This window comes from Thiomicrolovo immobilis (genome assembly GCF_039645955.1).
Taxonomy (GTDB): Bacteria; Campylobacterota; Campylobacteria; order Campylobacterales; family Sulfurimonadaceae; genus Thiomicrolovo; species Thiomicrolovo diazotrophicus.
In genome coordinates, this window is record NZ_CP147916.1 from 1140848 (window position 1) to 1162079 (window position 21232).

The following is a 21232-nucleotide window of genomic DNA, read 5'->3' on the forward strand; positions in this document are numbered from 1 at the left end:
GAGTCCAACATGACACAGGTAAAGAAGTTCTGGCCCATCCTGACGGGAACCCACCGTTACGAGAAGACGCTCTCAACCCGCAACCACGGGGCGGGAGTGATCATCGACGCCCCGATCCTGGCTTACCTGATCGAGACGTCCAACGGCCGTATCCTTTACGATGTGGGATGCGACTACACGAAGATCGCCGACCCGGTTCTGCGCAAGCAGTTCTACGAGCACGAGGGCTTTCCCTTCGGCCCGCCGCAGATGACCGAGGAACAGCGTCTGCCCAACCGTCTGGCGGAGCTGGGGCTGCAGAAGGAAGACATCGACGTCGTCTTCTGCGGGCATCTGCATTTCGACCACGCCGGCGGGGTCTGCGAATTCTGCGGTGCGGAAGTGCACGTGCATGAAAAAGAGCTCGAGGCGGCGCGGGAGCCGGCGGACGAAGCCTACTTCAAAGAGGACTTCGACTGCCCCGTGAACTGGCGCGTTTACAAGGGGGAATACGACCTCGTCCCCGGCGTACGCGCCATCGAAACGCCGGGCCATACGGCCGGGCACATGTCGATGATGATCGAGCTGCCCAAGGGCGCGCCGATCCTCCTCGCCGGCGATGCGGCGGACCTGCGGGAAAACCTGGAGCGGGAGATCGCGCCGGGGCTCTGCTACCGTGACGACGAAACGCAGGCGCTCGAGAGCATCCGCAAGCTCAAGCGGCTCGCCCTTGAAACGGGCGCCGATCTGTGGCCCAACCACGACATGGCCTTTTTCGAGAGCAAGAACCGCTTTCCGAAATTTTTCGAATAACGCCGGGAAGAGCGTTTCTTCCAGTGCCTCGGGACGGCCTGCGGCATTCAGACGACCGGGACGGCCCGAAAAGTACTATTTTTTAAGGACCTGAAAATGTTTAGCAAAGTTTTGATCGCCAACCGCGGAGAGATCGCCTGCCGCGTCATCCGTACGCTCAAGAAGATGGGCATTGGCTCCGTCGCCGTTTATACCGGCGCCGATACCGACTCCCTGCATGTCAGCCTGGCAGACGAGGCCTACTATATCGGCCACGGGGTGGCTTCCGAGAGCTACCTCGACGCGGACAAGATCCTTGACATTGCAAAACAGAGCGGTGCCGAAGCGGTGCACCCGGGCTACGGCTTCCTGAGCGAAAATGCGGCCTTTGCCAGCGCCTGCGAGGCGGCCGGGATCGCCTTTATCGGTCCGCGTACGGAGCATATGGAGAAGTTCGGCCTCAAGCACACGGCCCGTGCCCTGGCCGAGGCGAACAACGTCCCCCTCCTGCCGGGCTCCTCACTGCTGGCCGACCTTGACGAAGCGAAAAGCGAAGCGGCGCGCATCGGCTACCCGGTCATGCTCAAAAGTACCGCCGGCGGCGGCGGGATCGGGATGCAGCTCTGTTTCGATGAAGCGCAGCTGCTTAGTGCCTACGACTCCGTCAAGCGCCTCAGCGAGAACAACTTCTCTGACGGCGGGATGTTCCTGGAAAAATACGTCGCACATGCACGCCACATCGAAGTGCAGGTCTTCGGGGACGGCGAGGGCTACGTCGCGACGCTGGGCGACCGCGACTGCTCCGTGCAGCGCCGCAACCAGAAGGTGATCGAGGAGACTCCGGCCCCTTTGATCTCGGATGAGACGCGCGAAGCGCTCTACACGGCCGCCAGAGACCTGACGGCTTCCGTCGCCTACCGCTCCGCCGGGACGGTCGAGTTCGTCTACGACACTGACAGCGGCGCGTTCTATTTCCTTGAGGTCAATACCCGCCTGCAGGTCGAGCACGGCATTACCGAAGAGGTGACAGGTGTCGACCTCGTCGAATGGATGATCCGCACGGCCGCCGGCGAGAACCCGGCGCTTTACAACTACGTCCACGCCCCGCAGGGCCACGCCATCCAGGTGCGTGTCTACGCCGAAGACCCGATGAAAAACTTCCAGCCCAGCTCAGGGGTCCTGACGAACGTCGCCTTCGCCGATGGGATCCGCTGCGACACCTTCATTGAAACGGGCCTCGAAGTCTCCTCCTTCTACGACCCGATGATCGCCAAGCTCATCGTCAAGGGCAGCGACCGCAGCGACGCGCTTGCCAAGATCGGCAGCGCCATCGCACAGACCCGCATCGACGGCATCGAGACGAACCTCCGCTACCTCGGGGCCATCGTCGCCTCCGATGTTTTCGAGCGGGGCGAACAGACGACGAAGTACCTTGACGGCTTCAGCTTTACCCCCAAGAGCATCGACGTCCTGCGCCCCGGGACCCAGACGACGATCCAGGACTACCCGGGCCGCAGCGGCTACTGGGACATCGGCGTTCCGCCGTCAGGTCCCTTCGACGGCTTCAGCTTCCGCTATGCCAACCGCCTCGTGGGTAACAGCGAAGCGGCGGCGGGCCTTGAGATCGCCATTGCCGGGCCGACCCTGCGCTTCAACACTGACAGCGTCGTCGCGCTCTGCGGCGCGCAGATTGACGCCTCTATCGACAACGAGCCGGTGGGCATGAACGAAGCGTTTGCGGTCAAGGCCGGCAGCGTGCTTAAACTGAAAAAGATCCAGAACGAGGGGTTTAGAACCTACCTCGCCGTCCGCGGCGGATTCGACGTCCCCGAGTACCTCGGCAGCCGCTCGACCTTTACACTGGGTCAGTTCGGCGGCCATGCGGGTCGCACCCTTGTTCCCGGCGACGTCCTGCACATCGACACGATGACGGAGGGTGAGGCCGCAGCGGCCCCGGCCGTGCCGCGCCACGGATATGAGAACCGCTGGGAGATCGGCGTGCTCTACGGACCGCACGGCGCCCCGGATTTCTTCACCGACGAGGACATCGAGACCTTCTTCAAGACGGAGTGGGAGATCCACTACAACTCCAACCGCACCGGCGTACGCCTGATCGGCCCCAAACCGCAGTGGGCGCGTACGGACGGCGGCGAAGCGGGGCTGCATCCCTCCAACATCCATGATAACGCCTACGCGATCGGCGCCGTGGACTTTACCGGCGACATGCCGGTCATCCTCGGCCCCGACGGTCCGAGCCTCGGCGGTTTCGTCTGCCCGGTCACCATCGTCAGTGCCGAGCTGTGGAAGATGGGCCAGCTTCGCGCGGGGGACAAAGTGAAATTCGTCCCGGTGGAGCATGATACGGCGATGGAGATGCTCAAAGCGCAGGAGGAGGCGATCGCAACGCTCTGCACCTATGACGAGCGTCCTTTCCTCGACCCCAAACCGATCGGTTCGCCGATCCTTTTCGCCGACGAGGCGAAGGGCGACCTGCCGGCGATGGTCATCCGCCAGTCCGGTGACGCGAACCTTCTTGTCGAGTACGGCGAAATGCAGCTCGACATCGAACTGCGCTTCCGTGCCCACGTACTGATGGAGGCGATGAAAGAGGAAGCTTTCGAGGGCGTCACCGACATCACCCCGGGTATCCGCTCGCTGCAGGTGCATTTCGACCCGAAAGCCTGCGACCGCGCGGCGTTGATCGAGCGCCTGAAAGAGATCGAGCTGACCCTGCCGTCCATCGACGACATCGAGGTACCGGCCCGCGTCGTGCACCTGCCGCTCTCCTGGGACGACGAGTCGACCCGCGTCGCCATAGACAAGTATATGAAAACGGTCCGTCCCGATGCACCGTGGTGTCCTTCGAACATCGAGTTCATCCGTCGCATTAACGGTCTGGACTCCATCGACGAGGTCAAGAAGATCGTCTTCGGTGCCAACTACCTCGTCATGGGGCTGGGGGACGTCTACCTCGGTGCGCCCGTCGCCACGCCGCTCGATCCGCGCCACCGCCTGGTCACGACCAAGTACAACCCGGCGCGGACCTGGACCCCGGAAAACGCCGTCGGCATCGGCGGGGCCTATATGTGTGTCTACGGCATGGAAGGTCCCGGCGGCTATCAGTTCGTCGGTAGGACGGTGCAGATGTGGAACCGCCACCGTCAGACGGCGGATTTCAAAGAGGGCAAGCCGTGGCTGCTGCGCTTCTTCGACCAGATCAAATTCTACGAGGTGAGCGCCGAGGAGCTGCACAAGATGCGCGAGGATTTTCCCCGCGGCCGCATGAAGCTCGAAGTCGAAGAGACGACCTTCAGCCTCAAAGGGTACAAAGATTTCCTGAGCGAGAACGAGGCGAGCATCAAAGCCTTTAAAACGACGCAGCAGAACGCCTTTGACGAAGAACGCGCCATGTGGGAACGCACGGGCCTGGCGAACTTCACCAGCGAGAGCGGCGAAGTGAAAGCGGAGACGATGGAGGTGATCGCGCTTGGCGAACACGACGAAGCGGTCGAATCCCCGGTACAGGGAAGCCTCTGGAAGGTGATGGCGAAACTCGGCGACACGGTCGAAGAGGGCGAAGTACTGGCCATCGCCGAATCGATGAAGATGGAAGTCGACATTGAAGCCCCCGAAGCGGGCAAGATCGTCAAGGTGCTCTGCCACGAGGGCGAGAGCGTGCACGCGGGCAAGATGCTCTTCGTTATCGAATCGCAGGAGTAGGATTGATCATGGAACTGCAGCGTTATAAAACCATGTGGGGCGTTAGGGGGGATTTCGAGACCGCCTGTGCCGAAGCCCTGGCGGCCGGGTTCGACGGCATTGAGGGCCCGGCGCCCGAATCCTCCTCCCAGCGTGCCTACTGGAAAGCGTGCCTTGAAAAGTACGGTCTGCACTATATCGCTGAGGCGGTGACCGGGGGCGATTACGTCCCGCGTCGTGATCTCGGTGTCGAGGGGCACCTGGATGACCTCAACGCGATTCTCGCGCGGAGTGCGGAACTCTCCCCGCGCTTTGTGACCTGCATCGGCGGACTGGACGCCTGGAGTGAGGCGGAGAGCCTGCGCTTTTTCAAAGAGGGGATGAAACTGGCGGAGCGCTACGGCCTGCAGATCAGTTTTGAGACCCACCGCAGCCGCAGCCTCTTCAACCCCTGGGTGACGCGCCGGATCGTTGAAGCGCTGCCGGAGATATCCCTGACGGCCGATATCAGCCACTGGTGCGTCGTCTGCGAACGGCAGATGGACAGCGAACGCGAGACCATCGAGGCGATCGCGCCGAACGTGAAACATATCCATGCCCGCGTCGGTTACGACCAGGGGCCGCAGGTCCCGCACCCGGCGGCACCGGAGTATGCCTATGCCCTGGAGGCGCACCAGGCGGCCTGGGAACGTTTCTGGGAAGCGCAGTACCACCGCGGCTTCGCGATATCGACGATGACGCCGGAGTTCGGCCCCGACGGCTATCTGCATACGCTCCCCTTTACCCAGGCCCCGGTGGCCGATCTGTGGGAACTCAACCAGTGGATGGGCGACACGGAACGGCTCCATTTTCAGCGCCATATGGCAAAGGCGGCGGCATGAGATCGCACCTGCCTGTCGTCGTGCTGCTCGGCGCGTCGGTCCTTTGGGGGCTTACCTGGCTGCCGCTCAAACAGATCAATAGCATGGGCATAGACGGCATCGCACTGACGATGGGTGCCTACGGCATCCTTGCCCTCCTGCTGACGCCGGTGCTCATGGCGCAATTTTCGCAGTGGCGCGAACATAAGCGGGCGATGGGAATGATCCTGCTCTTCGGCGGGGGTGCGAACCTTGCGTTTACCTATGCCCTGATCAACGGCGAGGTGATCCGCGTCATGGTGCTCTTCTACCTGCTGCCCGTCTGGGGCGTGCTCGGCGGGAAGTTCTTCCTGCGTGAAGGCGTCGATCTCTGGCGCTGGCTCGGTGCCGCCCTGGCGGTCACGGGTGCCTTTGTCATTCTCGGCGGTTTCGACGCCCTCAGCGGTGCCCCGTCATGGATCGACCTGATCGCGCTGCTTTCGGGCTTGCTCTTCGCGATGAACAACCTGGTTTTCCGCGCGGCAGCAGCGGTCCCGGTCGCATCGAAGATCACGGTGATGTTCTACGGCTGCCTGATCCTGGCCGGTGCACTGCTCGGCCTGGGCGTGGAACAGCTCCCCTATGACGCGGCTCCCGAAGCGTGGTTTGCCCTCGCGGCTTACGCGTTGCTGTGGCTGCTGCTGGCCAATATCGGTTCGCAGTGGGGCGTGACGCATATGGAAGCGGGGCGCTCCTCCATCATCATTATCATGGAGCTGATCACCGCCGTTATCTCCGCGACGCTGATCGCGGGAGAACGGATGGACGCCATGGAGATGATCGGCGGCGTGCTGATCCTCGCGGCGGCGCTGATCGAGGCGCTGCGTACCAAAGAGGACGATCTCCCCGAGACGACGATATAAAAAGGAATAGATTATGACGATTTCACAACTTTTGAACGATTATAAAAACGGGACAACAACCCCGCGCGACGTCATGGCGAATATCCGCGCGCGGATCGAGGCGAATGCGGAAAACCCTATTTTTATCCATGCGCTGAGCGAGGCAGAGACCGAACCCTATCTCGAACGTCTTGAAGGGGTGAGTCCGGCATTACTGCCGCTCTACGGGATCCCCTTCGCGATCAAGGACAATATCGACCTCGCCGGCATCCCGACGACGGCCGCCTGTCCGGCATTCAGCTACGTCCCGGAAGCCTCCGCTTTCGTCGTCGCGCAGCTGATCGAGGCGGGAGCGATTCCCGTCGGCAAGACGAACCTCGACCAGTTCGCGACGGGCCTCGTCGGGACGCGTTCGCCCTACGGCGCCTGCCATAATAGCATCGACCCCGCCTACATCTCCGGCGGTTCCAGTTCGGGGAGCGCCATCAGCGTCGCTCTGGAGATGGCGGCCTTCTCCCTGGGGACGGATACGGCGGGATCGGGACGCGTTCCGGCGGCCTTTAACAACCTTGTGGGCGTCAAGCCCTCCAAGGGGGTATTGAGCACCTCCGGTGTCGTCCCGGCGTGCCGCAGCCTCGACTGCGTCTCTATCTTTGCTGTCAACACCGAGGACGCCAAAGCGGTCTTTGACATCGCATGCGCCTTTGACGCCGCAGACCCCTACAGCCGCAAGATGCCGCAGACAGCGGGTGCAGCGGAAAAAACGATGCGCTTTGCCGTACCGCTGCCGTCGCAGCTGAAGTTCTTCGGGGACAGCGAGGCGGAAGCGCTCTTCAAAGAAGCGGTAGCCCGCTTCGAATCCATGGGGTATACGGCGGTCGAAACGGATTTCTCACCGATGCTTGACGCGGCGAACCTGCTCTATTCGGGTCCCTGGGTCGCCGAACGCTATATCGCGACGAAAGCGATCGTGGACGAAACGCCCGAGCAGGTACTCGACGTCACCCGCGGCATCATCGAGCAGGGGCGTGACAAGAGTGCAGAGGCGTATTTCAATGCCGAATACCGTCTTAAAGCCTACAAGCGCCACTCCGAACAGATGCTCGAGGGGACGGATTTCGCCCTGACACCCACAACAGGGACCATCTACACCATTGAGGCGGTCAACGCCGACCCGGTGCAGCTGAATACGAACCTCGGCTACTACACCAATTTTATGAACCTGCTTGACTTCGCCGCCTACGCCGTCCCGGCCGGGTTCCGCCCCAACGGGCTCCCCTTCGGTGTCACGCTCTTCAGCGACGCCTTTGACGACCGCCGTCTGATGGACGTCGGCGAAGCGTTTGTTGCGGAGGCGCCCCGTGGCTGAGACGATCGAGATCGCCGTCTGCGGTGCGCATATGCGCGGTCTGCCGCTCAACCACCAGTTGACGGAGCTGGACGCAACCTTTGTGGCGGCGACAAGCACGGCAAAAGGGTACCGCCTTTTTGATGTGCCGGAGAAAGTACCGCCGCGTCCGGGGATGGTCCGCGACAGTGATGCGCAGAGCAGCGTCACCCTTGAGGTGTGGTCGATGCCGCTGGAGCATTTCGGCGCGTTTATGGTCCAGATCGCTTCGCCGCTCTGTATCGGCACCGTGCAGCTCGAAGACGGCAGCGCCGTTTACGGCTTCTTGTGCGAGGCTGATGCGCTCAAAGGTGCCGAAGAGATCACTGCCTTCGGCGGCTGGCGGGAGTACCTCGCTTCAACGCCGCGCTGACGCTTCTTTTCAGCCGAAAAGAAAACCAACTTTTTGGAGGTGGAAAAAATGAGATGAATAGAATTTGTCCTATGCATGATTAAAAAATAAACAATATAGCGGTTTAAAAATGTTAGACCGTTGGTAAAGTACTAAAGACATAAAGCAAGTCTATCTACCGATAAGGAAACATAATGAAAATGACAAAAATGAGTTTGATGGCGGCACTGCTCCTGGGAAGCAGCGCTTTTGCATTTGAAAATACAGAAGTCGGCGGTGATGCCCGTTTCTTCTACTCTACATTTGATGGTCACGGTGCCGACCTTTTCGGCAAAGCGAGCAGCACGGCCGATTTCGGTGCACGCCTGAGCATTACAACGGATATCGATGAGATCCTCTCTGCCGGCGTAACAGGTTACGCTGTCAGTACGCTTGGCCTTGACAAAGAGATTGCTAATAACGTATGGTCCGGTGCGCATCTTGACACTGCGACAGGTGACTTCTATACGACGACCGGTTGGATCGGCGAAGCGTGGCTCTCCGCAAAACTGGGTAACACGGTTGTCAAAGGCGGTCGTATGGAACTCGATACGCCGCTGCTCTTTACGGAAACGTGGGGCATTACAGCAAACAACTTTGAAGCGGCGACGGTTACCAATACGGATATCCCGGATACGACGCTTGTCGGTGCATGGGTTGCAACCGGAAACGGCTACTCCCAGTTCCTGCTGACAGACACGAAGGGTAACTTCTCCACCATCGGCGACCAGGGTGCGATCGCTGTTGGTGCGATCAACAACTCCTTCGAGCCGCTGACGGCGCAGGCGTGGTACTATGAACTGCCTGATACGGCGACGGCATACTGGCTTGAAGCAGACCTCTCCATGGCAGGCATCGTTGCAGGCCTCCAGTATACGGATATCAACCCGAACGAGCTCGTCTCTGCGGCTGACGACTCCACGGCGTTTGCGGCAAAACTGGGTTACGAAGGGATTGAGAACCTCGGTATCTACGCTTCCTACTCCACAACGGATAAAGACGGTGACATGTACATCGGTAATATCGCAACCACACCGGGCGAAGGCTGGGGTATGCAGTCCAAGCTCTACACGGAAGCATGGTGGAACTTCGGTTATGTCGGCCTGCCGGGTACGGATGCCTACAACGTCACGGCGACATACAGCATTCCTGAAATGGCTGATCTCGGACTCTTCTACACCAACATCGACACAGATGGTGGCTTTGGTCCGGCTTATTTCAAAAACACGGTGAGCGAAGTAACCTTTACGGCTGCCAAATCATTCGGCAAGCTTGATGCGCTGTTCGCCTACATCTATGCGGATGACGACGCCATTAACAACGGCGACGCTTACAACACGCTGCAGCTCTACCTCGTCTACAACTTCTAATTGAAGCCGTAGATGCGCGCCGACGCGCGACACACTACTTTTGCCCGGGAGCCTTCATTCTCCTCTTCCGGGCGCCTTCTCCTATCCCTTTTTCAAGACCACAGAAACATCGCCGAAGAGACGCCGAGTATCTCCGCCTCGAAAACGCTGTCGCAGGCTCGTCCCGTCGCGCCGTAACAGACATGTAGCGGCAGGAGATGTTCCGCTCTGGGGTGACAGTACCGGGCGTAGGGGGCATGCTCCCAGTTGATCAGCCGTTCGCTGCGTTCGCTCTCGATCAGCGCTTTGTCCGAACAGGTCTTGATGAGCCAGCGCTTGAAGGCGTCGTTCTTATCCGTACGTTCCCGGGAGGGGGTAAAGAAGGCGTTCATATTGTGAAAAGAGAAGCCCGAGCCGATCACGAGGATGTTGTCGTGCGAGAGCGATGCCAGCGCCTCGCCCATGTGCAGATGCGCGGCCGGCTCCAGGCCCTTGACGAGCGAGAGCTGTATGCAGGGAATGTCCGCATCGGGATACATGATCTTGAGGGGGACGAACAGCCCGTGGTCGAAGCCGCGATCGTCGTCCAGGATCGATTCGATCCCGTGCTGTTGGAGGCTCCAGTGCAGCTCATCCGCCAGGGCCGGCGCACCGGGAGCGGGGTAGGTGATGTCGTAGGCTTCGTCGGGGAATCCGTAGTAGTCGTAGATGAGTTTGGGCTTACTGCCGTGGGTGATCGTCGGGGTGATTGTTTCCCAATGGGCACTGACGACAATGATGGCCGAGGGTTTTGCGATCATCGCAGCGATCCGCTTCAGGGTGATTACCATCTCGTCGTGACCCCTGTCTCCCAGCAGCGGCATCGGCCCGCCGCCGTGGGAGAGGTAGAGGACACGCATATGCTTGGAGTCTTTGAGGGCCATTGTGCGCTCCTTTTCATCCCGCTTAGTGATGCAGTTGGTGATTTCATTATAACGCGGAGGATGGCGCGACAGTTTAATCGGGCGGACTAGCGCGGAGCGTTCAGTCGCCGTTTAACAGCTCAGGCGCATAATGAAGTATTATTGTGCAAAAAGGAGAACGACGCATACACCGTATCGGCATGCGCGGCAGAAACAGGCAGCCGCAAGGAGGCCGCATGAAACGCATTGTGAACCAGTTCCGGCAGCACCGGCATGCGATCGAAATGTTTTTGCGCAACAGGGTAGAGGATGACCGTTTCAATTTTGAGGACGAAGCCGGAATACGCACTGCCTTCAGCCATCTGCCTTTTTTGCAGATGATCTATCTGATCGGACCCGACCTCAAACAGACGAGCCCGAACTACTACCGGCGGGGCAGGGATGTGACGCGCGTCGGCACGGATAAAAGCCATTACTTTGCCAATATCAATCTGGAGAACTTCAGTACCTACATGACCAGCCCCTATATTCACCACATCACCGGTGATTCCAGCGTGACGCTCGTGACAGCGGACGGGGAGGGGGGCTTTGTCGTTTTCGACTTCAACCTGCTCAAACTGCTCGAGGCGCTGCGCCTGATCGAGCACAACTCCCGGTTCGAGCGTTTCAAACTGATCGTCTATGCCCTGGGCGGATCCACCCTGGTCGCTGTCTCGCTTTTCCTGATCCTCTACGGTGCGTATACGTTCGCGTATGTCTTCTTCCATGCCGCCGACGCCATGCTGCACGAGGTTTTCAAAGCCATCATCGCCATCACCCTGGGGATGGCCATTTTCGACCTGGCCAAAACGATTCTTGAGAACGAGGTGATGTATAAAAACGCCGGCCGGCAGCGGGAAGGACAGTATGCGCTGCTGGGCAAGTTCCTCGTCTCCATCATCATCGCCCTCTCCATCGAGTCGCTGATGGTCGTCTTCAAGATTACGCTGGGAGACTATACGGGGATGGGGTACGGCTTTCTGCTGCTGTTGGGCGTGACGCTGATGATCGTCGGGCTCGGGTGGTTTGACTACCTGACGACGCGCAGAGTATTGGATGAGGAGAAGTAGAAGCTTACCCCTCGCGTTTGCGGTAGAACTCGGCTTTGAAATCGCTCCAGCGCCCTTCGAGGATCGCTTCGCGCGCCTGGCGCATCAGATTCAGGTAGTAGTGCAGGTTGTGAATGGAGGCGAGGCGGAAGTAGGTGAGCTCCTTCGCGCGGTAGAGATGGTTAAGATAGGCGCGGCTGTAGCGGCGGCAGGTGTAGCAGTCGCACGCGTCGTCGACGGGCGCTTCGTCGTATTTGTACCGGGCAGCCTTGATGTTGATCTTGCCGAAGCTAGTAAAGAGCGTCGCGTTGCGGGCGTTGCGCGTCGGCATGACGCAGTCGAACATGTCGACGCCGCGGTCGATGTTCTCGATCAGGTCCTCGGGCGTCCCGACGCCCATCAGGTAACGGGGCTTGTCCGTGGGCATGTACTGGAGAGTATGCGCGACGGTGTCGTACATGTCCGCGTTGCTCTCGCCGACGGAGAGGCCGCCGATGGCGAAGCCGTCATAGTCGAGGGCGCAGAGTTCCGTCGCGGATTTGGCGCGGAACTCCTTGTCGATGCCGCCCTGGATGATGGCGAAGATGTTCTGGTTGACGCCGATACCCTCTTGCTGTTTTCGGCGGTGGTAGTCGATGGACTGCTTCGCCCACTGGGTCGTGCGGTCGATGGAGAGGGCGATGCGTTCGCGGGTGGCGGGCAGGGCGACGAGGTCGTCCAGGATCATCATGATGTCGCTGCCAAGGTTGTACTGGATATCAAGTACCTTCTCGGGGGTAAAGTAGTGCTTGGAGCCGTCGATGTGGCTGCGGAACTCGATGCCGTTCGCGTCGGCCTTGGAAATGTCGCTGAGGCTGAAGGCCTGGAAACCGCCGCTGTCGGTGAGGAAACTGTTGGGGTAGGTCGTGAATTTGTGCAGACCGCCGAGTTTCGCGACGCTGTCGTCGCCCGGGCGCAGGTACATGTGATAGGTATTGGCGAGGATGATCTTGGCGCCTAAAAGTTCGGCCATATCCTGCATGTCGAGGGATTTGACGCTGCCGACGGTTCCCACGGGCATGAAGACCGGGGTCTGGATGGTGGAGTGTGCCGTCTCAATGGTGGCGGCCCGGGCGTTTCCGCTGGTCGCTTCGAGGGTAAATGTCATGGGCTTCTCTATGGCAATGTAAGTGCGGAATTGTAACGCAAACCCCCTAAACACGCAGTTATGCTACAATGTCTCCCGATAATAGACAGGCCGTGCCACGCTCATCCCGGCGCCGGGCCTCCACCGCAGACGAAAGAAGGTATTCGCACCGCTACGGGCCCCTGTGCCCGTGTCGCGACATTGGACCATGAAAAAAATTCTCATCATCACGGATTGCACGATCGGCGAGCATCTCGTCGAGCGTGCCATCGAAGCCTATTCCAAAGACAATCTTTACTACGTCATCCAGATGAAGGAGCGCAGTTACGAGAATGCCGGACCGGACCGCTTCAAATTCTTTACCTTCGACCCGACAAGCCGTTACAAGCTCAGCAACGTACTGAAGATGGACTTCGTGCAGATCATGCTGGTGATGAGCAGCCGCGCGGACGCCGTGAATACCCTTGAGAACATCAGGGCCGACAAGCCCTCCGTCCGCGTCATCATGCTGGATCAGTGGGACCTCAAAATCGACGACCCGAACACGCTCACCATCGACGTCAACGACCAGCTCTCCGCCCGCCTCATCGACTATCTCCCCAACGTCCCCGTGATCGCCCAGAACGTCGGGCTCGGCGAAGGGGAGGTGATGGAGGTGCTGGTCCCCTTCGGCAGCGCCTATGTCTACCGCCATGTCGGTGCCATCGAGCAGTCGCAGTGGCGCATTGCCGGCATCTACCGCGACCAGCGGCTGATCCTGCCGACCGAACGGACCCTGATCCACCCCAACGACTTGCTGCTCCTTGTCGGCGAACCGGACGTACTGATCTCCATCTACCGCTCTTTCAAGCGGGAACTGGGGCACTTTCCCGCCCCCTACGGCAGCTCGATTTACCTCTTTTTCGACATGGATGTGGACCGCGCGGAGGATATCGTCCCGATGCTGCGCAAAACCCTTTACGTGCAGGAGCGCCTCCGCCGCAAGCTTTACATCCGTGTCACCAACCCCGGCGACCTGGACGTGCTGCGCGAAATCAAGGCCATGCGCTCTTCGGACGTCGAGGTGATGATCGACTATGACCGCCGTGGCGAGGTCTACCTGCTCAGTAATGACAAGCGCCATGTCCATGCGGGTTTCATTATCGTTTCACGGAAGCTTTTCGGGATCGACGCCGTGCGCAAAGTGCTCTACGATCTCAAGGTCCCGGTGCTGAAAATGGCCTCAGGACAGATGCACAACGTCAAACGCGCGGTCATGCTGCTCTCCGAGTCCGAGGATGTCGAGAAGATCACCACCACGATGTTCGATATGGCGTCGCAGATGGAGTGGATGATCGAGCTGCTGGAGTACCAGCAGGACGACAACAGCTTCAAAGAGCAGGTGGAGCAGTACTACCAGAACCTCTCCGCGATCTTCTCACAGTCCGTCTCCATCCGCAAAAGTACGGACAACCCACTGCGCATGCTCAAAAAAGAGGAGCGATTCGTGCAGTGCATCCCCTTTTCCGAGACGGTCATGCAGCGGCCGGTACTCACCCTTTTCTCGACAGATCTGCAGGGACTCTCCTTCCACCTGGACCATTTTCACCAGCTTTTCATCCCGGTCCTCTAGGAAGCGCACTGTCTCAAGATGGCTATAAGTCCCATTTAAGTATTATAAGTCACTAATTTTTTTTCGGATAGAGAATGACCGTAGACATCGATCTCAAAAAGACTGTTGACACCTCGTACAAGATCTATATTGACGCGCTCCCGGCGCTGACCTTTGACAAGAAAGTTGCCGTCGTAACGAACCCGACGGTTTCCGGGCTGCACCTGGACTACCTGCTCGAGCGCCTTGAGGCACCGGCTGTGGAAGTGATTACCCTTCCCGACGGTGAGCAGTACAAGAACTGGGAAAGCATTGAGACGGTACTCGGTGCACTTTTCGAGGCGCGTTTCAACCGCAGTTCACTCCTCATCGCTTTCGGCGGCGGTGTGATCGGCGACATGACGGGGTTTGCCGCGAGCATCTTCCAGCGGGGGATCGACTTTATCCAGATCCCGACGACGCTGCTCTCGCAGGTCGATGCCAGTGTCGGCGGCAAGACCGGGATCAACAACCGCTACGGCAAGAACCTCGTCGGGGCCTTCCACCAACCCATCGCCGTCTATGCCGACCCCCACTTCCTTGCAACCCTTCCGCCGCGCGAATTCGCCGCGGGGGTCGCGGAGATCGTCAAGATGGCCGTCACTTTCGATGCCGATTTCTTCGCATGGCTCGAGACGGCGGACCTCTCAAAACCAGAACAGCTTGCCGAAGCGGTGGCGCGTTCGGTCAAAACGAAGGCAGCCGTGGTCGCCCAGGACGAGAAGGAGCGTGGGCTGCGCGCGGCGCTGAACTACGGGCACACCTTCGGCCACGTCATCGAGAACGAGACGAAATACACGACCTATCTGCACGGCGAGACGGTCGCCATCGGGATGGTCATGGCCAACCGCCTGGCCGTTGCGCTGGGGCTGATGGAGGCGACGGAAGCGGAGCGGGTCGAGCAACTGCTGCAGCGCTACGGCCTGCCGGTCCGCTACGCCATCGCCGACGTCGATGCCTTCTACGAGGCCTTCTTCCTTGACAAAAAGAGCGGCGACAACTCGATCACCTTTATTCTGCCGCAGCATCTCGGCGGTGTCGAGATGCGCAGTGACATTCCCCGCGAGGCGGTGATGGACATCCTGCGCACTTTCGCGGAGGCTGCACAATGATCGGACGTCTCGCCGAAAGCCTGCTCTGTTCGGCAGTACTGCTCTTTACCGGACCGCTGGCTGTTTCAGCCATGGGCGCCGAAACGCCTGCAAAGGTGGCGATCACATTACAAAAACCGCTCTCCTGGAGCAGTGTCGTCGACGCCTATGCGCACCGCCATATCCTCCAGGAGCGTCTGGCACAGGCCGATGTGGCGCTGCAGAACGCCAAAGCGGCGGGCAAAGCCGAAACGGTCCGCCGTCTGGAGCGTGACCGTCAGCGGCTGGACGCGGAGCTGGGGCGGATCGACACCGCTGCCGTAGCCGCCGTCGAGTATTATGTCCACCCTATGGGCGAAGAACTTTCCATCCGCACCGAAATGTACCGCGGTTACGAATCGAAGGCTGCCGAACTCAAACCGCTTAAAAGCGAGCTGCAGCAGAAGCAGCAGAGCCTCAACCAACTGCTGGGGACGGCACGGGACTCCGCCGAGGTGCAGCAGTCGCTCAAGGCGACGACCTTCGCCCTGGAAACGATCAACCGGATTCAGCAGCGGATCGTCCACCTTTCCGACGCGCGGCTGACCCGGGTCAACGAATTGCGGAAGCAGGAAGACGATCTTAAAGACGAACTGGACAAAAGCAACATCTGGCAGAAGAGCTATACGGCCTACCTGACCTACCTGGACGTTAAAAAGGACCTCGCGGCGCTGCAGGAGCAGATCAATGCCATCGACCGCTCCGACGACTCTGAAGCCCGTATGGAGCAGCGCGACGCCCTGCTGGCAAAGCAGAAGATCATGAGCGACCAGCTCTCCTTGTTGCAGTCGCACTCCGCCTCTCCCTTCGCGGACCTGCTCAAACCCGAGGAGATCGACGCGGCGCCGGAGATCAGCAACCCCATCGACATCTTCGCCGGAGTCTCCTACAACAAGAAGGTGCGCGAACAGCTCAGCGAGTATATCAAGCGCGGCGACGAGCTGAAGCGCTACCTGCGGCTGCTGCTGGACGAACGTCAGCTCCTCTCCAGCCTCTCCGACGTCGACAGCGAGGAAGCGTACGCCAAGAAAATCGCTGAACTCGATTCCATGACGGACAAGTACCAGACGGCCTATACGACGCTGCAGGATACGGCGGACGTCTATGCCAAGCGGGTCGAGGAGATCGAACTCAAGAACAACAAGGCGATCGAGGAGCAGCTCTTCAAACTGGCCAATATCGGCGGTATCATCCTGTTCCTGCTCATCATCTTCTTCATCATGAAGCAGATCGCGAAGCGCTACATCAGCGACAACGAACGTTTCTATATGGCGAACAAGGTCATCACCTTCGCCAACGTCTCATTGATTCTGCTGGTCCTGCTCTTCAACTACATCGAGAACGTCAGTTATGTCGTCACCGTCCTCGGGTTTGCCTCCGCCGGTATCGCCATTGCGATGAAGGACTGGTTTATGAGCATGCTTGGCTGGCTGGTCATCGTCTTTGGCGGCTCCATCCACGTCGGTGATAGGGTCCGCGTGGACAAGGACGGCAAGCAGTACGTCGGGGACGTCCTGGATATCTCGCTGCTGCGGATCACCATTCTCGAAGACATCACGCTGACGACCTATATGCACAACCGCCGGGCGGGACGGGTCATCTTCATCCCGAACAACTACATCTTCACGGAGATGATCGCCAACTATACCCACGTCTCACTCAAAACGGTGTGGGACGGCATCGACATCACGATCACCTTCGATTCAAACCACAAAAAGGCGCAGCTCATCGCCAAGGAGATCACGCGCAAGTTCGCCAAGGGGTATACGGACATCACCCGTAACCAGCTCAACAAGCTGCGCAGCCGCTACAACCTGAAAAATACGAACGTCGAGCCGCGTATCTACTCCTTCGCCGAGGAGAACGGGGTGCGCATCAGCGCCTGGTACCTTACCAACGCCTATGCGACCCTGACGCTGCGCAGCACGATCTCCATGGAGATCCTTGACGCCTACGGGAAGGAAGACGACATTACCATCGCCTACCCGACCCAGCGTCTGCGTCTGCAGAACGAGCCGCTGCCGCAGCCGCGATCCCTGCCCGAGGAGGGCGAGCCTGTATGAAGCCCAAAGTCTACTTCAAGACCTTCGGATGCCGCACCAACGTCTTCGACACACAGGTGATGATGGGGCGGTTGCAGGATTTTGAAGTCACCGAGGACGAATCGGCCGCGGACATCGTCGTCGTCAACTCCTGTACCGTCACCAACGGGGCCGATACGGGGGTCCGGGGTTACATCAACGCCCAGGAGCGCGCGGGCCGGACCGTCATGCTGACGGGCTGCGGGGCGCACACCAAGGGCGAAACCCTCTTCGACGCCGGAAAGGTCCAGGGGGTTTTCGGGCAGTCGGAAAAGGCGAAGATCAACGAACTACTGCAGCGCAAGACCCGTTTTTACGAACTGGGAGACCTGGAGTTCATCGACGACAACGTCGTCGAGCAGTTCGTCGGTAAAAGCCGCGCCTTCATCAAGATCCAGGAGGGGTGCAGCTTCCGCTGCAGCTACTGCATCATCCCCTTTGTGCGCGGGGATGCGCGCAGCGTCGACGAGCAGGTGATCCTGGAGCAGGTGAGCCGCCTGGCCGCCAACGGTTTCGGGGAGTTCATCCTCACCGGGACCAACATCGGCAGCTACGGGCAGGGTGAGAACCGCTCCATCGCCACGCTGCTGCAGAAGATGAGCCTGATCCGCGGCGTGCGCCGCATCCGCCTGGGTTCTTTGGAACCGGTGCAGATCACCGACGCTTTCAAGGAGATTCTGGACGAGCCGTGGCTGGAGCGCCACCTTCACATCGCTCTGCAGCACACCTCCAAGGAGATGCTCAAGCTGATGAACCGCCGCAACAAGTTCGATGAGGACCTGAAGCTCTTTTCCGAGCTGTCCGCGAAGGGCTTCGCGCTGGGCACGGACTTTATCGTCGGGCATCCCGGCGAGACGGAGGCGCGCTGGGAAGAGGCGTGGAAACACCTGCAGCAGCTGCCGCTGACGCACGTGCACGCCTTTACCTATTCCAAGCGCGACGGCACGCCCTCTGCGACGATGAAGCCCGAGATCAGCGGGGCCGTCGCCAAGGAGCGGTTGGCGCAGCTGACCGCCCTGGTGGATGCGAACAACTTCGCGTTCCGCCGCGAACACTGCACCGATCTGGACGTGCTCGTCGAGTCCGTCACGGACGACGGGCGCTACCAGGGGTACGACCAGTATTACAACAAGATCCTTATCGACAGCGAAGCGGACCTGGAAGGCAACTGGATCCGGATCGAATCCGCCACCGCAGCAGAGGAGTACAACCATGCAGTCGTCTGACAAAGCCAAGTGGATCATCGCCGCCTCGGCGGTCCTGCTCATCGCGCTGACGCTTTTTGCGTTCCTGCGCGATAGCACCAAGCCGATCAGCCGCGACCAGCTCAATACGCTCATCGCCGGGGGAGAGCTGAAACAGGTCGTTGAACGGGAGAGCTCCTACCTGCTGAGCAGCAGCGAAGGGCGCTTCAGCATCGTCAAATCCCAGGTCCCCGCCGGTACCTTCGACGCCTATGTCGTCAAAACGGAAGAGGGCGGGGCCATCGTCATCGCCATTTTGAGCCTGATCATTATTCTGGGAGCGGCGTCGCTGCTGCTGCGCTACTGGATGAAGCACCGACGCTTCCCGGGCGCACCGGTCAAATCCGCCCAGGGGGCGGGTGCGCCGGAACAGACCTATCATGTTCAGCCGGTCGTCTCCGACGTCACCTTCAGCGATATCGGCGGTATCAGCGACGTTAAGGAAGAGCTTGAGGAGATCATCGACTTTCTCAAGAACCCCCAGCGCTACCGCCACTTCGGCGCGCGCCTGCCAAAGGGCGTCCTGCTGGTCGGCCCACCGGGCGTCGGCAAGACGATGATCGCCAAGGCCGTTGCCGCCGAGGCGAACGCGCCCTTTTATTACCAGAGCGCCTCCTCCTTCGTCCACATCTACGTCGGGATGGGGGCCAAGCGCGTCAGCGAGCTCTTCCGTGCCGCCGCGTCCAACGCCCCGGCCATCATTTTTATCGACGAGATCGACGCCGTCGGCAAGGTGCGTGACGGGGGCAGCAACGAGGAGCGCGAAGCAACCCTGAACCAGCTGCTCACCGAGATGGACGGTTTTACGGATTCCAGCGGTATTATCGTCATCGCCGCGACGAACAAGATTGAAGTCCTTGACCCGGCCCTGCTGCGTGCGGGCCGCTTCGACCGCCGCATTTTCGTCGATCTTCCGACCCCGCATGAGCGCGAGGCGATCATCGCGAAGTACCTGGAGAAGATTCCCCACAGCGTGGACGCGAAAGCGATCGCGGAGATCACCGTCGGCTTCAACGGGGCGGCGCTGGCGGCGCTGGTGAACGAAGCGGCGCTGCACTCGCTGCGCAACCGACAGATCCATGTCCGTATGGAGGACGTTTTGGCCGTCAAGGACAAGGTCGCCTACGGCAAGAAGCGGCTGCCGATTCTCAACGACGAGCAGAAAGAGTGCCGTGCGACCTATCTCGCGGGCAAAGCCGTTGCCGCTACCTGGTTCGACCTGGCCTTCGAGAAGGTGATGCTGGGGAGCGAAAGCATCCGTCCGGCCCTCTCCGACCCGCTGATGCGCCACGAGATAGAGTCGCACATCCGCATGCTGCTCGCCGGTAAGGTCATGTGCGATATCCGCTACCGCGAACACGCCTCCAGTGCCAAAGAGGACATTGACGCGGCACTGACCCTTGCCAAAGCGATGCTCTTCGAGTACGGCATGGGCGATTCGCTGCTGCCATCGCAGGAGGCGCTGCCGCAGATGCTCGAGCGCATCGAGCAGGAGACCCGCACCCTGCTTGAGGGCAAAACGGCCCTGGTCGACGGGATCGTCGATGTATTGCTTGAGCGCGAAAGCATCTCCAAAGAGGAGATCAAAGCCCGGATCGATGCGGTTTTATAGCGGTTTCTGTCTGAGGGACGAATCGGCCTTCTTCGCGCCGTGGCTGAAGCAAAACGACTTTACGGTGGCTGGGTTCAGCTACGGGGCCATCAAAGCCCTTTACGACGTCCTGCAGAGCGACAGGCGCATCGATACGCTGCAGCTCTTCTCGCCCGCTTATTTCTGCAACAAGCCCGACAGTTTCAAACGGCTGCAGATGAAGGGGTACAAACGCGACAGCGCGGCGTACCGTGCACGTTTTATCGAGAGCTGTTTCGTGCCTTATCCCGCCCGCGACGTCAGTGTCTACGACGAGGGAGAAGAGGCACTCGAGGAGCTGCTGGGATACCCGTGGCCGGAAAAGCTGCTGCGGGAGCTGAACGAACGCGGGGTGCATATCGAGGTCTACCTTGGCGGCAAAGACGCCGTCATCGACGCCGAAGCGGCGCGGGCGTTCTTCATGCCCTACGCGACTCTATACTATTTTAAAGACGCAAACCACTTTTTGCAAGGAGCATAATATGAGCAATATCAAAATCGGTGTCATCACCGCTTCCGACCGCGCCAGCGCGGGCATCTACGAAGACATCTCCGGCATGGCGATCCAGGAGACGATGACGGCGTACCTCACGAGCAGTTTCGAGATCGAGTACCGCTGCATCCCCGACGAGCAGGAGACGATCGAAGCGACGATGAAGGAGCTCTGCGACGAAGCTGGGTGCTGTCTCGTCGTTACGACGGGCGGTACAGGCCCCGCGTCCCGCGACGTCACCCCTGAAGCGACGGAGAACGTCTGCGACAAGATGATGCCGGGCTTCGGCGAGCTGATGCGCCAGGTGAGCCTGCAGTACGTCCCGACGGCGATCCTGTCGCGCCAGACGGCCGGCATCCGCGGTCAATCGCTCATTATCAACCTCCCGGGCAAACCGAAGTCCATCCGCGAGTGCCTCGACGCCGTCTTCCCGGCCGTTCCATACTGCATCGATCTGATCGGCGGTCCCTACCTCGTCACCGACGAGAGCGTCATCAAAGCCTTCCGCCCGAAGGCAAAATAGCGGCGCCCTTGTCAACGCATTCGGGCTAGCTATGTCCTAATTGCGCA

The 21232-nt window shown here is 59.9% G+C and carries 17 protein-coding genes; 15 read left to right on the forward strand and 2 right to left on the reverse strand.

Annotated features, from left to right (window positions below; genetic code table 11):
• The first annotated feature begins 9 nt into the window (after positions 1 to 9).
• The 7 genes from WCX72_RS05890 to WCX72_RS05920 all read left to right on the forward strand — a co-directional run bounded on the left by WCX72_RS05890 (position 10) and on the right by WCX72_RS05920 (position 9359).
• A complete protein-coding gene (locus tag WCX72_RS05890; protein WP_345971377.1) occupies positions 10 to 792 on the forward strand; it encodes an N-acyl homoserine lactonase family protein in 783 nt (260 codons plus the stop codon).
• 96 nt (positions 793 to 888) lie between these two features.
• Positions 889 to 4491, forward strand: a complete 3603-nt coding sequence (gene uca, locus WCX72_RS05895; RefSeq protein WP_345971378.1) for an urea carboxylase — start codon at positions 889 to 891, stop codon at positions 4489 to 4491.
• A gap of 8 nt (positions 4492 to 4499) precedes the next feature.
• Entirely contained in the window at positions 4500 to 5351 is an 852-nt protein-coding gene (locus WCX72_RS05900) for a TIM barrel protein (protein WP_345971379.1), read from the forward strand.
• Positions 5348 to 6232, forward strand: a complete 885-nt coding sequence (locus WCX72_RS05905) for a DMT family transporter (RefSeq protein WP_345971380.1) — start codon at positions 5348 to 5350, stop codon at positions 6230 to 6232. Before WCX72_RS05900 ends, WCX72_RS05905 begins: the two co-directional genes overlap by 4 nt.
• Positions 6233 to 6245: 13 nt before the next feature.
• On the forward strand, positions 6246 to 7580 hold the full coding sequence (gene atzF / locus WCX72_RS05910; protein ID WP_345971381.1) for an allophanate hydrolase: 1335 nt from the start codon (positions 6246 to 6248) through the stop codon (positions 7578 to 7580).
• Entirely contained in the window at positions 7573 to 7971 is a 399-nt protein-coding gene (locus WCX72_RS05915) for a hypothetical protein (RefSeq protein WP_345971383.1), read from the forward strand. The genes atzF and WCX72_RS05915 overlap by 8 nt, the downstream gene beginning before the upstream one ends.
• Before the next feature lie 173 nt (positions 7972 to 8144).
• Positions 8145 to 9359, forward strand: a complete 1215-nt coding sequence (locus WCX72_RS05920) for a hypothetical protein (protein ID WP_345971385.1) — start codon at positions 8145 to 8147, stop codon at positions 9357 to 9359.
• 92 nt (positions 9360 to 9451) lie between these two features.
• Here the strand turns inward: WCX72_RS05920 and WCX72_RS05925 are convergent, their stop codons facing one another.
• Positions 9452 to 10261, reverse strand: a complete 810-nt coding sequence (locus WCX72_RS05925; protein ID WP_345971386.1) for a class III extradiol ring-cleavage dioxygenase — start codon at positions 10259 to 10261, stop codon at positions 9452 to 9454.
• A gap of 215 nt (positions 10262 to 10476) precedes the next feature.
• Here WCX72_RS05925 and WCX72_RS05930 point away from each other — a divergent pair, with 215 nt between their 5' ends.
• Complete coding sequence (locus WCX72_RS05930; protein ID WP_345971387.1) at positions 10477 to 11349, forward strand: hypothetical protein; 873 nt, start codon at positions 10477 to 10479, stop codon at positions 11347 to 11349.
• Between the two features lie 4 nt (positions 11350 to 11353).
• Here the strand turns inward: WCX72_RS05930 and tgt are convergent, their stop codons facing one another.
• Positions 11354 to 12475, reverse strand: a complete 1122-nt coding sequence (gene tgt / locus WCX72_RS05935; protein WP_345971388.1) for a tRNA guanosine(34) transglycosylase Tgt — start codon at positions 12473 to 12475, stop codon at positions 11354 to 11356.
• Positions 12476 to 12662: 187 nt separating this feature from the next.
• Between tgt and WCX72_RS05940 the strand changes: the two genes are divergently transcribed.
• From WCX72_RS05940 to mog, 7 genes are all read left to right on the forward strand, one after another.
• Positions 12663 to 14066: a TrkA C-terminal domain-containing protein gene (locus WCX72_RS05940; protein ID WP_345971389.1), complete on the forward strand. Its 1404-nt coding sequence runs from the start codon at positions 12663 to 12665 to the stop codon at positions 14064 to 14066.
• A gap of 74 nt (positions 14067 to 14140) precedes the next feature.
• Complete coding sequence (aroB, locus tag WCX72_RS05945; protein ID WP_345971391.1) at positions 14141 to 15196, forward strand: 3-dehydroquinate synthase; 1056 nt, start codon at positions 14141 to 14143, stop codon at positions 15194 to 15196.
• Positions 15193 to 17277 (forward strand): mechanosensitive ion channel domain-containing protein, encoded by a 2085-nt coding sequence (locus tag WCX72_RS05950; RefSeq protein ID WP_345971392.1) that lies wholly within the window; start codon positions 15193 to 15195, stop codon positions 17275 to 17277. The genes aroB and WCX72_RS05950 overlap by 4 nt, the downstream gene beginning before the upstream one ends.
• Positions 17274 to 18521, forward strand: a complete 1248-nt coding sequence (mtaB, locus tag WCX72_RS05955) for a tRNA (N(6)-L-threonylcarbamoyladenosine(37)-C(2))-methylthiotransferase MtaB (RefSeq protein ID WP_345971393.1) — start codon at positions 17274 to 17276, stop codon at positions 18519 to 18521. Before WCX72_RS05950 ends, mtaB begins: the two co-directional genes overlap by 4 nt.
• Positions 18508 to 20151 (forward strand): AAA family ATPase, encoded by a 1644-nt coding sequence (locus tag WCX72_RS05960; RefSeq protein ID WP_345971394.1) that lies wholly within the window; start codon positions 18508 to 18510, stop codon positions 20149 to 20151. The genes mtaB and WCX72_RS05960 overlap by 14 nt, the downstream gene beginning before the upstream one ends.
• Positions 20138 to 20650: a pimelyl-ACP methyl ester esterase BioV gene (gene bioV / locus WCX72_RS05965; protein WP_345971395.1), complete on the forward strand. Its 513-nt coding sequence runs from the start codon at positions 20138 to 20140 to the stop codon at positions 20648 to 20650. The genes WCX72_RS05960 and bioV overlap by 14 nt, the downstream gene beginning before the upstream one ends.
• A 1-nt stretch (position 20651) precedes the next feature.
• Entirely contained in the window at positions 20652 to 21185 is a 534-nt protein-coding gene (gene mog, locus WCX72_RS05970; RefSeq protein WP_345971396.1) for a molybdopterin adenylyltransferase, read from the forward strand.
• The last annotated feature ends 47 nt before the right edge of the window (positions 21186 to 21232 follow it).